Source organism: Leptospira perolatii (assembly GCF_002811875.1).
Taxonomy (GTDB): domain Bacteria; phylum Spirochaetota; class Leptospiria; order Leptospirales; family Leptospiraceae; genus Leptospira_B; species Leptospira_B perolatii.
Window position 1 is genome coordinate 135467 of the sequence record NZ_NPDZ01000007.1, and the last position, 12660, is coordinate 148126.

10 protein-coding genes are annotated in these 12660 nt (G+C 40.8%); all 10 read left to right on the forward strand.

What is annotated here, in order from left to right; genetic code table 11:
* Positions 1-22 precede the first annotated feature (22 nt).
* The 10 genes from CH373_RS12370 to CH373_RS12420 all read left to right on the forward strand — a co-directional run bounded on the left by CH373_RS12370 (position 23) and on the right by CH373_RS12420 (position 12408).
* The gene (locus CH373_RS12370) at positions 23-946 is read left to right on the forward strand and encodes a glycosyltransferase (protein ID WP_100713227.1); all 924 of its coding nucleotides are present in this window, start codon (positions 23-25) and stop codon (positions 944-946) included.
* 86 nt (positions 947-1032) lie between these two features.
* Complete coding sequence (locus CH373_RS12375; RefSeq protein WP_100713226.1) at positions 1033-3129, forward strand: hypothetical protein; 2097 nt, start codon at positions 1033-1035, stop codon at positions 3127-3129.
* Positions 3122-4258 carry a UDP-galactopyranose mutase gene (glf, locus tag CH373_RS12380; RefSeq protein WP_243393376.1) on the forward strand — a complete coding sequence of 379 codons (1137 nt, stop codon included), beginning with the start codon at positions 3122-3124 and terminating at the stop codon, positions 4256-4258. The genes CH373_RS12375 and glf overlap by 8 nt, the downstream gene beginning before the upstream one ends.
* A complete protein-coding gene (locus tag CH373_RS12385; RefSeq protein ID WP_165778826.1) occupies positions 4255-5463 on the forward strand; it encodes an acyltransferase family protein in 1209 nt (402 codons plus the stop codon). The genes glf and CH373_RS12385 overlap by 4 nt, the downstream gene beginning before the upstream one ends.
* A 29-nt stretch (positions 5464-5492) precedes the next feature.
* On the forward strand, positions 5493-6365 hold the full coding sequence (locus tag CH373_RS12390; protein WP_165778827.1) for a glycosyltransferase: 873 nt from the start codon (positions 5493-5495) through the stop codon (positions 6363-6365).
* Positions 6365-7081, forward strand: coding sequence for a class I SAM-dependent methyltransferase (locus tag CH373_RS12395; RefSeq protein WP_165778828.1), 717 nt, complete (start codon positions 6365-6367; stop codon positions 7079-7081). The genes CH373_RS12390 and CH373_RS12395 overlap by 1 nt, the downstream gene beginning before the upstream one ends.
* A 3-nt stretch (positions 7082-7084) precedes the next feature.
* Positions 7085-8212: a glycosyltransferase family 4 protein gene (locus tag CH373_RS12400; RefSeq protein WP_100713221.1), complete on the forward strand. Its 1128-nt coding sequence runs from the start codon at positions 7085-7087 to the stop codon at positions 8210-8212.
* Between the two features lie 128 nt (positions 8213-8340).
* Positions 8341-9729, forward strand: a complete 1389-nt coding sequence (locus tag CH373_RS12405) for an SLC13 family permease (protein ID WP_423789763.1) — start codon at positions 8341-8343, stop codon at positions 9727-9729.
* 6 nt (positions 9730-9735) lie between these two features.
* The gene (locus CH373_RS12410; protein ID WP_100713219.1) at positions 9736-10644 is read left to right on the forward strand and encodes an NAD-dependent epimerase/dehydratase family protein; all 909 of its coding nucleotides are present in this window, start codon (positions 9736-9738) and stop codon (positions 10642-10644) included.
* Between the two features lie 384 nt (positions 10645-11028).
* A complete protein-coding gene (locus CH373_RS12420; RefSeq protein WP_100713217.1) occupies positions 11029-12408 on the forward strand; it encodes a CapA family protein in 1380 nt (459 codons plus the stop codon).
* Positions 12409-12660 lie beyond the last annotated feature (252 nt).

Below are 12660 nucleotides of genomic sequence, written 5' to 3' on the forward strand. Positions count from 1 at the left end.
AAAGTCTTTTATTAAGAGAAATATGCGTTTTTTAATCGTTACTCCAGTTTTTAATCGCGCCACTTATTTGCGCGAAACTATCGAAAGTGTACTCAGTCAAAAAGGAAATTTCGAAATCGAGTATATTATCCAGGACGGAGGAAATTCAAAGGAAGTAGATAAAATCCTGGCTGAGTATGAAAAGAAAGTCCGCACAAAGAAGTTCGGAGTTGGATGCAAAAGAATAATTTTTAGGATTATTAAAGAGAAAGACTTCGGAATGTACGATGCGATTAATAAAGGGTTCTCCAAGGGAAAAGGAGATCTCTTAGCATGGATCAATTCGGACGATGTGTATCTTCCGAACGCTTTTCAGACAGTCGCGGAAATTGCTTCAAAAAATTCTGATATTCTTTGGTTTATCGGGATCCCCTCCTGTTCAAATCAGTCCGGAGTAATTACCGGAGTATTTGATTTGGTAAAAGCGTTCAAGGCCGATTGGATTCGAGATGGAGTATATGACGGGAAAAATACGCGCTATGGTTTAACTTGGATTCAGCAAGACTGTGCTTTTTGGCGCGAAAGTTTATGGAAAAAAAGCCAAGGTCTTGAGCCAAAATATCGGGCCGCCGGAGATTTTCATTTATGGAGAAAGTTTGCGGAATACGCAGAACCGACCAAGGTGAACGCGATATTTTCTTGTTTTCGTTTTCACAACGATCAGATCACGAATGATCCGAATAAGTACCGAAGAGAGTTGGGAAATATTCAGGAATTGTCTATTGTTGATCGAGTGACTTTGATGTTTTTTCGTCTGTTTCCTTTATTCACCCGAATTTATAGGAGCTCCTTTTCTCGATCTAAAATTGGCAAATTTTTGCTTCGGACCGATCGTTTTACTGGGCGCGCTTTTGTTTACTCCGTAGATGCAGAGAATTGGAAACTCGAAATTGTTCCGATTCTTTAATTTCTCTTTAAGTAACTAGGATGGCTGCGCATCGTGCGTTCTTCGTTGCCTAAGTTGTACTGAATAATTTTCGAATATTCTAAAAAATGAATAAAACATTTTCCTTTGATGTATTTGATACCTGCATTACGAGAAACTTGCCCTCTCCAGAGGACGTTTTCGGTGAGGCATATATTCAAGCTAGAATTCAATCTGCACCGTCTGCTTCCGAAACGCTTTCTTATATTCAGCTTCGCAAACGAATAGAGACGGAAGCGAGGCGGACCGCTAAAGAAGAGGGCAGAGAAGAAATAGAGTTCAAGGAAATCTTTCGCAGAACGAAAAAGTTTCCTGATTCTTTATTAGAAAAATTAATATTTTCAGAGTTGCAGACCGAACGTTCGGTGAGCGTGCCTGTTCCCTTTACTAAATCTAAAATCGCAAGGCTACTAGAGAAAGGCGAAGAGATTTTTTTCATCAGTGATATGTATTTGGACGAGAAAGAGATTTTACATCTTCTCCTGCGGGCTGGTTATCCAAAAACTTTATTAGAGAAATTGGATGTTTTATCTAACCAGATTCCGAAAAGGCTAATCGTCTCATCCTCAGTTCAGAAGACCAAGCACTTTGGTAGTGTTTATAAATTTTTACGCGAATCCGGTAAGATAAAAAGCAAATGGGTCCATATCGGGGACAACCTTTTTGCGGATATCCACAATGCTAGAAAGTCCTCAGTCCTTCCTGAATACTTTCCATTCGTAAGAGATAGTAGAATCACCGAAGGCCCGGCCCCACCAGAAAGCATTTCCCAAAAGGATTGGCAAGAATGGACTGGGTTTATCGGTAAATTTCGATCTTTAAAATTTCAAGCCTTGTCAGGAAACCCGGACGAAGACGCTGTCCAACTGTTGATTGCAAATAAAATTTATCCTTTGTTAGGTGCTTTTTCTGCTTGGCTTTCTGAGCGATCTGCATTCGATAAATTGAATAAGCTATTTTTCCTATCTAGGGATGGTTTTGTGCTTAGGACTTGCTATGATGCAGCAAGATTACGCCACGATATAGATTCGAAATATCTTCTATCCTCTCGTCAGGTCTGGTTTTTCGCTTCGATTACTCAACTGGACGATTTTTTCCAAGAGTGGATGATTGTTCCAGGACAATCCAAATCAATCTACGATATTTTAAAGAAAGTTTATTTAGAAGGAGAAGCGGATTCTATAGCGAGCCAATTAGGTTTAAAAAAGCATTCTATTATTCCGTCTAAACAAGTTTTCGAATTCTTCGAATTAATTAAATCAAGGTATGGGGCTCGGATTATTGAAGAGTCCTTCAGAAAAAGAAAATTGCTCCTTCAATATTTGAAGCAGGAAGGATTTTTTCCTTCTGGAAAACAAAAAGTTGGAATCGTAGACATCGGTTGGACGCTCAAGATGCAAGAGGCATTAGATCGAATTTTTAATGCCGAAGGTTTGCCGATTCACTACAAAGGATATTATTTATTTTTAACAAAGGATAGGAGATTTCCCATACAATCAAGCGCAGAGGCTATGTTTTTACAAGATTGGCTGTCGCGGTATTTCGGAAACAAGAATGAAATTTTGTTTCGAAATATTCCGGTGGCCGAGCAGCTACTTGCTTATAACAAGGAAAGATCTTTATTTGATTTGAAAGCAGTTCGAAAAAAAGTTGAACCTTTGTTTTTGGAAACAGGTGTATTGAAGGATGCTAAATTAGCGGAGCAGTACGAAAGATTCACAAAACTCTATGGTCCTCTTGGAAATATGCATCGGAGTGTTTTAAATTCGGATCGTTTTCGTTCTTTTGCTCTAAACCAATTTACAACTTTCCTAAAATCGCCTGATTTATTTTACTTAAGGTATTTGGGCAAAATACGGATTGCTGACGATCAGAATGAATCCAAACAAGCCCCGCTTTTTGCTCCCATCGGAATTCGTACCTTTTTTCGTATGCTCCTTATCGCCTTTAGATTTAGAGCAAAATCTAGGATAGCACTAGGTTTTTTATGGACCGAAGCCTCTATTCGAAGAGGCATTTTTCCTTTTCGGTGGATCGCGCTCTTTTGCACAAATCTTTTTGAATCGGTACAGAAGAGTAAGTCTAAAATTCGTAATATTTTAAAGTTCTTATATTTAAAATTGTATCGTATCAAAACTTACCAAGTCGGAGATGAGCTTGAATAAGCCCGAAACTATACTAGTTGTTGGCGCGGGTTTTTCCGGAGCAATAATTGCTCATGAACTATCCGTAGGACTTCCTCATCCGCCTAAAATCATCGTCATGGATCAGAGAAATCATATAGGCGGAAATTGTCACACTGCACGTGACCAATCCACTGGAGTAATGGTTCATGAATACGGTCCTCATATTTTTCATACGAGCGACAAGGAAACCTGGGACTATGTGAACTCCTTTGTTCCGTTCCGCCCATTCGTGAACAGGGTAAAAGGAGTTCATCACGGAGAAGTATATTCGCTTCCCGTAAATTTACATACGATTAATCAACTTTTTGGAAAGCAGTTCGGGCCAGAAGAAGCAAAGAAGTTTATAGAATCTTTATCTAGCAGAGATTTCAAGGAGCCTCGCAATTTTGAAGAGCAAGCTCTCAAATTTTTGGGCGAAAAAATCTATAAAGCGTTCTTTTATGGGTACACCAAAAAACAGTGGGGTTGCGAGCCGACTGAGCTTCCGGCTTCAATCCTCAAAAGGTTACCGGTGCGTTTCAATTACGACGATAACTATTACAATGATGCGTATCAAGGTATTCCCGTGGACGGATATACATCAATTATTTCTAAAATGCTGGATCACCCTAATGTCGAACTAAGGCTAAACCAAAAGTACGATCCGCAGACTTTCAGGGAGAAAGTGGATCATACTTTTATTTCTGGACCGATTGACGAGTATTTTGGGTTCAAGTACGGTCGGCTCGGGTATCGAACAGTTTTCTTTGAGAGATTCGAGGGAGAAGGGGATCACCAAGGCAACGCAGTCATTAATTACTGTGACGAAGAGATCCCATGGACCAGAATTCACGAGCACAAGCACTTTGCTCCTTGGGAAGAAAATAAAAAAACCGTTTGGTTCAAAGAATACAGTAAAGAAACTGGTTCGGAAGATATTCCCTATTATCCGAAAAGGACAGAAGATGATATGGCCAAATTTTCCTCTTACCAATCTGATACAGCCAAATTGAAAGATGTAACGTTCTTAGGTCGGTTGGCCACTTATCGCTATATGGATATGCATCATGTGATTCAGGAAGCTAGGGCGGTCGCGGATAGATTTTTACAGGATGTTCTCGACAAGTGATCTTGTATTCAGGAACTAAAAATCAGAATAGAGAAGTCAATCGATACTACCCATCTCTTGATTTCCTAAGAGCAATTGCAGTTCTTTCTGTATTATTTTTTCATCAATCTCTTACGTTTCCGAAAGTTGCGGATTCGGCAATTGCTCCATTGCTGAGGATATTCAAAATGGGTTGGGTAGGAGTAGATCTATTCTTTGTTCTTTCCGGCTTCCTGATTACAGAACGCTTGCTGGACCAACTTAGTAAGCCGAATTTTTTCCTAAATTTTTACAGAAATCGAACCCTAAGAATTTTTCCTTTGTATTATGCTTTTTTAATAGTGGTTCTGATTGCCTCTGCATACGGTGCGGGCCCTTTTGAGGCCTTTGGAAACCCGCGGGAATACGTACCATATTTATTTTATCTTCAGAATTGGGAAACCTATGTTCACGGTGCAAAAAAGACGTATTTCGTGAACCATTTGTGGTCTCTTGCCGTAGAGGAGCATTTTTATCTATTATATCCTTTTTTTGTAAAATGGATTAATAGCGAAAAGGTATTATTGATTTTCTCTTTGTTCGGAATCTTTGCGGTAATCGTATTCAGAATGTATGTAGTAGCTGAAAACGGTCCTTTGCCTGGGGTATATGTATTTTCCCCTTTTCGATTTGACTCCTTGCTTTTTGGAGCTTCATTGTCCACTTTGAGTCGCATCTTCGATACGAAACGACTCGAATTGCTCGCAAATAAATTTCGCCTCTATCTATGGGTTCCGGTTTTGATTGCCATATTTTGCTTCGGAGTTTTAGGATTGAGCTCATTCTCTCCGATAAGTAGCGAAATGCAAAAATACGGGTTCACGTTGATCGCGAGCTATTTCGTATTAGTAGTAGCCGCATTTTCCTTCGGATCACCTTTGTTCTCCAATACCTCTAAACTATTCCGAATTTTTAGTTATGTAGGAAAAATCAGCTACGGAATCTATGTATTTCATATTCCTGTGCAAATGGTTCTACTTTCGGCTCGCAGAAAGTTAGAAATTTCCGAAGGGCCATTCTTATTTTTTCTTGAGCTATTGATTTCGTGCCTCGGCTCAATTTTGTTGGCTTATTTAAGCTTCCGATTTTTTGAATCTTACTTTCTCAAGCGTAAGGTTTCTAATGTAGTCAGTGAGGCCGAGGTGCAGGAACTTCGTCTGGCCAAAAATCAAAACGCTGTTATTTAGAATATTGTATTTTTTGCATACATTTAATGATGAGTATTAAAATAACCGCAGTCATTGTTACGCGAAATAGAATCGAACTCCTGAAGCAATGCTTACATTCCGTATTGAATCAAACGATCCAACCGAATCAGGTTATCGTAATCGACAACGATTCTACGGACGGAACAAGAGAATACCTTTCTTCCGTTTCCGGAATCGACTTTATAAAAAACGAAAATACTGGCGGAGCAGGAGGGTTTAGGCTCGGAATAGACCTGGCCTTGGAAGCGGGAGCCGACTGGATTTGGTGCATGGATGACGACGGAAGGCCTGCATTGGATGCACTAGAAAAAATCCGACCTTATCTGAGTCCCGAGTTTTCTGCAGTGAATAGTCTTGTGCTTCCGTCTGAGGAATCACAAACCTCGTCCTTTTTTCTGGTGAAAATTAACCCAGGAGAGAAGCCCTCCTTTTTTAAGAAAACGAACAGAATTTCGGAGATTCGAAAAGTAGCAGAAGAAAAAGGGTTCGTATATTATGGAAGTCTACTAAACGGAACCTTTATTAATAGAGAAGTCCTTTCCAAGTCCGGAAATGTAGACCCAAGGTTTTTCATTTGGGGAGACGAAGTGGACTTTTTATGGAGACTTTGGAAAATAGCTCCAATTATTACCGTTCCGGATTCTTTGCACTTTCACCCGGCTCCTTCTACGAATTCAGCTCCTGCTTGGAAGCTATATTACGGTTTGCGAAACCATATTCATATCAATAAAAAATACTTTAACTTTTCCTTTTTAAGGAATATCTTGTTAATACTCCGGTACTTGTCTGCTTTTTTAAAAAGTAAAGCACCTCTAAAAATGTACTTTAAAGCAATAGCAGACGGAATATCTGGAAATATTCATGCCGGGGTGCGCCCTTAGTGGATCAACCTACCTTTATTCACAGATTAAAGTACGCGGTATCGTGGTGGTCTATTTTTTTGAACCCTTCTTTTCCGATCCGAAGGGGATTGTTTGTAGCTTTTGAGGAGATTTTTCCTAGTCTTCAGGGGAAAATTTTGGATTTCGGATGTGGAGAAAGACCCTACGAGTTTCTGCTCAATGTAAAATCAATCGGACTCGATGTAGAAATCTCGGGTAGAGAAGAAGTAAGAAAGCTTCCTGATATTGTATATGATGGCAAAACAATCCCGGCAAAAGACGGCGAATTCGATGCAGTGATCTGCCTTGAAGTCCTGGAGCATTTGCCCGAGCCGAGTGAATCGTTACGAGAAATTTACAGAGTCCTTAAACCCGGTGGAAAATTTGTTTGTAGTGTGCCGTTCTTTATGCCGGAACATGAAGCTCCTTATGATTTTCAAAGATACACTTACTTTGGTTTGGAGAAGTTGTTAAAATTAGTCGGCTTTCAATTGACCGAAATCAAACGAGTCGGAACCTTTTGGAAAACGATTTTTCAGGCAAGTGTGTTGTACTTTTATTATATATTAAGAGACCACTTTAAAATTTTGTTACCCGCCTATTTGCTGTTTGTTGCCTTTCCTCTCCATATTTTTGGATATATCTTTTCCTTCCTTCTTCCGAAAAATTCTTCTTTGTACCTAAACCTGGTGGCAGTCGCTCAAAAGGAAAAATAGCACTTGCCCAAGATTCTGTTCAACGTTACCGAAGATTGGTATTTTTGGCTCCATCGTTCTAACCTAGCACTCCACTTGAAGGAGAAAGGATGGACTGTCCAAGTTTTAACATCCGATGGAGAATACCGGCAAAAGATTGAGAATGCCGGCTTTACTTGGATCAAAACTCCGATCAAAAGGGCGAGTCGAAATCCTTTTCACATTCCGTTTTGCTCCTTTAAGATTCGAAAAATTCTGCAAATGCAGAATCCGGATATTTTGCATAATGTGTCGATCTTGCCGATTTTGGTCGGTTCTTTTGCCTGTCTTTTTCGAAAAAAACAGGCGATCGTCAATGCAGTCACAGGATTAGGATTTGTCTTTATTAACTCTAGAAATTTTTTTCGAATCGCTTTGAGAAGAGCAGTCGAGCTCGCTTACAAGTCTGCGTTTGCTATCGGCCCCTCTAGAATACTTTTCGAAAACCCTGATGACTTGGAGCTTTTTATTTCCCAAAGAATCATAACGGCAAAGCAAGCTCGTTTGATCCTAGGTTCGGGTGTGGATGTTCTTCGCTTTTCACCGGGCAATAAACGAAATGATTCGTTCAGGGTGCTACTCGCCGCAAGACTGATCGAGGAGAAAGGAATCCGAACTTATGTAGAAGCAGCAAAAGTGATGAAGGAGAAAGGAGAGAAGATCGAATTTCTATTAGCTGGAATCTCTGACCCTTCGAATCCATCTTCAATCCCGATAGAAGAAGTGGAAGCCTGGAATGAAAAAGGCTGGATTCGCTGGATGGGTCGGGTCCAAGATATGCCCGGTTTGTTAAAGGAAGTGGATGCCTTTGTGCTTCCGAGCAGATACAGAGAAGGAATTCCCATGGGGCTATTAGAAGCTGCCTCCTGCGAATTACCATTGGTTACGACGGATTCACCTGGCTGTAGGGAAGCGGTCAGAAACGAATGGAATGGGTTCTTAATCGAAAAAGACAATCCAAAAGAGTTAGCGAACTCGATTCATAAACTATATCTCGATCCTGAACTAAGGAAGAAAATGGGAAAGAACTCGAGGGAATTGGCTACCTCGAAATTTGCTTCCTCTATAGTGAACGCAGCAACAGAGTCTGTTTATTCCGATTTATTGAAATAACGAGCCTGTGAGTTCATTTCTATCGAGGAAATGAAGCATAAAGTGAAAAAAGCCGGATTCGATTGTAAAAGATGTAATCGGATTCGAATAAAGGTAGAGTGCAGTTGAAAACATTAAAATATTCGAAAATAGTGATATCCTTATTAATTGGAGCAATTCCGGTTTTCTTTTATGAAATTGGAAAATTGCCTGCTCCGGTAGCAGGAATGTTTTCTATTTTTCTGCTCGCTGCTTGCTTTTGGATTTTCGAAGTAATTCCGGGCCACTCTACTTCTATCTTTGTTATCATTGCGGAAATCATACTGTTTGCAAATCCCGGAAAATGGGAGATCCTTCGTCCCTTTCAAGCAGATTCGGGCAAAAATCCGCCGGTATCTGCTTTTCTTGCTTCTATCGCAGATTCTGCAGTCGTCCTTTTTTTAGGAAGTTTTGCTCTAGCGAAAGCCTGCGTGAAAGTAGGTGTGGACAGATGGCTTGCAAACAGAGTTTTACCTTACTTTGGAAATTCTCCGAAGTTTTTGCTCTTAGGGCTCATGTTAGTAACTGCAGGAATCTCATTATGGATGAGTAATACCGCGACGACGTCTCTCATGGTTGCACTCGTATTTCCTTTGTTGGAGCTCCTTCCAGAAGAGGAGAAATTTAGAAAAGCGATCTTGATTGGAATTCCATTTGCGGCAAATCTAGGCGGAATTGGAACGCCGATCGGATCCCCTCCGAATATTATCGCTTTTGCAAGTTTGAAAAATCACGGACTAGCAGATTCGATTTCCTTTGGAATGTGGATGCTTGTTGCAATTCCATTAGTGCTAATACTCCTTTTCGCTGCGTGGTATTGGATTCTAAGTTATTTTCCGGCGAGCCAAGGCCTGGAACTTTCTATTTCTTTTGGAGAATCTGAAAGTGTATCAACGAAAAATAAATTACGATTCGTTTTAATTGGTTTTTTCATTACAGTTTGTCTCTGGTTGACCGAATCCTTCCATGGAATTCCTGCGGGGGTGATTGCCTTACTTCCGATCTTGATGTTTACTTCTATAAAGATTCTAGACGCAAAAGATATTCGATCTTTGGAATGGGATGTTTTACTTCTGGTGGCAGGAGGGATTGCGTTAGGAATCGGAATCGAAAAGAGCGGGGCAGGGCAGTGGTTTGGCGGGCTAATCGGGAATAACTCCAGCTCGGCGGAAAGTCTTTGGATTCTCGGGATTTTTTTCTCGATCGGACTCTTTTTATCTACATTCCTATCGAATACTGCGACTGCTAATTTACTAGTTCCGCTTGCTTTGCCGGTTGCTCAGCTCTTGATGCCGAATAGCGCTGGTTATGCGATCGAACTAGTTTTGGGGAGCGCGCTCGGTGCTTCTCTTGCCATGTCGTTGCCTGTTTCTACTCCACCAAATGCGATCGCATATGCGATTGGCGGGATCGAAATTTCAGAGATGGCGAAAGTAGGAATCAGGATCGGTCTTCTCGGACTTGTTTTAGTATTAAGCGGCTATTTTCTATTTCAGTAAATTAGAATGAAAGTTTTGGTGACCGGAGCGAGCGGATTTGTGGGTAGCAACTTGTTGCCCCTTTTGCAATCAGAAAATTATGAAATTTCGATATTAAAGGGAAGGGAACTACGAAGGGGAGAAGTCGATACCGAGTTTTTACTTCATAAACTTAAAGGAATCGAAGTAATCATTCACCTCGCCGGTAGGGCACACGTGACAAAAGAAGAAGTCTCGGATCCGATGCGAGAGTATCTGCGGGCTAATTTGGAATCTACCAAGATTTTAGCGGAGAACGCGATAGAGGCTGGCGTAAAAAAAATCATTTATATCAGCTCGATAAAAGCAGTAGGCGAGAGTACTGAAGATAAACCTTTATCTCCAAACGACGATCCGAATCCTGAGGACGAATACGGCAGATCAAAATTGCTTGCCGAGGAGGCTTTGAAAGCAATCTGTTCAGATACAAAAACCTCCTACACCATACTCAGGCCGCCCCTTATAGTCGGTGCGAGTGCGAAAGGTAATTTGCTCCGCTTAGTCTCCTTGCTTCGAAGAAAGATTCCATTGCCTTTTTATAATATAATAAATCGCAGAAGTCTGGTTGGAGTGCGAAACTTTTGCGAATCGATTTTATTTTGTACCAAGAATACTTCAACGGACAATCGTATTTTTCATGTCAGTGATTCTTCACTGTCCACTCCGGACTTAATACGAATTCTTGCAAAGGGCTTAGGGCTCAAGGTCCGACTTTTTCCCTTTCCGATTTCTCTACTTGTATGGATCGGAAAGATTACGGGTACCTCTTCAGCCGTCGAAAGATTGGTGGGTTCACTCGAAGTAAATTCCGAAGAACTGAAATCTTTGGGTTGGAATCCGGTCATTCCAATAGAAGACGAATTGATCGAAATGGCGAAATCGTTTTCGGATTATTAGTTCGCTTATTCATTTGAGACTTAACGAATCTGCGTTTAACCCCAGCAAAAGCGAAATCATTCGCAGGCCTTCCAAAACATTTAATTTCTAATTCCTTTCCTCTCCCTCCTTTTCCCTTTAACTTCCCTTCCTCTTTTTGCTCCCACACTCCAATTTCCTCCCAATACATTTCGAGCCCTTCTTTTTACTTCCTACCTTTTATCCTCCCCAAACTTTCCCTACCTATTCGCGCCGACTCTTGCATCTAGAACTCCAACGAGGTTCTGTCTAAATTCTGCGTCATGAATGCTTCTGTTTATTTATCCTACTAGTCCTAAGCTTCAAATCCGGAATTGAAGTTTTTCTTCCCAGAATCCTGCGAAATCTCATACTGGTATTTCGGCTATGAGAAAGGAAAATTTCTTAAAATTCGCGAAGGGACTCTTTCGTTCCTGTTCCCGAATTTCTTCTAAGAAGATTCTACTTGTCATAAATTTATTTATAGTAAGCTCTTTTTTAGGTTGCTCCTTCTTGGAGAAACGCAACCAAACTTCCCCGACATCGACAAGCGAACATGGATCTCCCGGTTCTAAGCTGGGTGATCGGATTCTTTCCGAGATTGAAAAGATCTTCGGAAAAGAACGCGACCCGGAGTTGATCAAGATTCTGATCGGCGGAGACGTAATGTTTAATTGGGGAATCCGGGACACGATCAAACACAAGGGAACTTTGGCACCGGTAGAGGAGTTGAAAGATTTATTCGAGGAGGCCGACTTTAGGATGCTGAATCTGGAAACTCCTGTTGTTTCGGAAAAATCTTGGGATCTGAATAAGTCGTACGTGTTTCAGGCAAAAGAGCAAGACTTGGAATCATTATCTTTTTTGAATGTAGATCTTGTGTTCCTCGGAAACAACCACGCCATGGATCACGGTGTGGAAGGTTTGGAAGAGACCAGAAAGTATTTAAAGAAAAAATCCATTTACGGCATCGGAGCAGGGATGAATCTTTCAGAAGCGATGCTGCCCTGGTCCACAGAGAAGAGCGGAACCAAGCTTCGTGTTTACTCGGCCACAAACGTAGCAGAAAATCGGGATCACTATGCAGGATTGAAACCAGGAGTCTTTCAGTTCAACTTGGAAACAGTTTTCTCTCTGTTCGATAGAGAAGAAGGCATCGTTCGTCAGGCGAAAAGTCTGAGTCCGGTAAAAGTATCCACGAATATCAGTGACCGAAAGTCCAAGAAGAAATCCCAGGTTACAAATCGCAAACAAGGTAAAAAGAAAGGTAAATTACAAAAACAGAAACTTGCCTTTGAATTTCAGAAACTTCAATCCAGGAAAAATACGGCCACTTGGATGAGAATTTTTTCAGTCCATTGGGGAACCGAATATTCTCCGGTTCCGACTCAGGAACAGAGAGAGCAAGCTAAAGTTCTTTTGGAAAGCGGTGTGCAAGTAATTGTAGGTCACCATCCTCATATTCCGCAGGGAATCGAAAAGATCGGACAAGGAATCGTATTTTATTCTTTAGGAAACTTGATTTTTGGAAGTAGGAACTCCTACTTGAACCACAATTTAATCGCGATCCTTTATGTAAAAAAAGGAAAACTGCAGAAAGTAGAGCTCATTCCGATCTTTGGAAAATTCCAAAATGATGAGCATATCGTAAGACCATTAGAAGGTGAAGAAGCTCGTTCTTTTTTGCACGAGATAGCTGTTTTGTCCCAGGATCTAGGGACTACGATCAAAATCGAAGGGGAGCGCGGCTGGATCGAATTCGATTGATTCGATGCCTTTTTTTACAAGCTGCAACAGTTCGGTAACGATATTTAAGTTATAGTATTCAATTCTATAATATACGAAATTAATAATATACTTCCTCTTGCGATTTGAAAATCTGTAGAGTTGCTTGAGGTTCTTTCTCAAAGAAAGACTTCGGTCGTAAAAATAATTCTTTTAGATTAGCCGCAGAACAGCGTTGCAATACCAAGGAATGAAACCCAGACTCGACTCAAAAATGCAACTATCCCTTAAGTG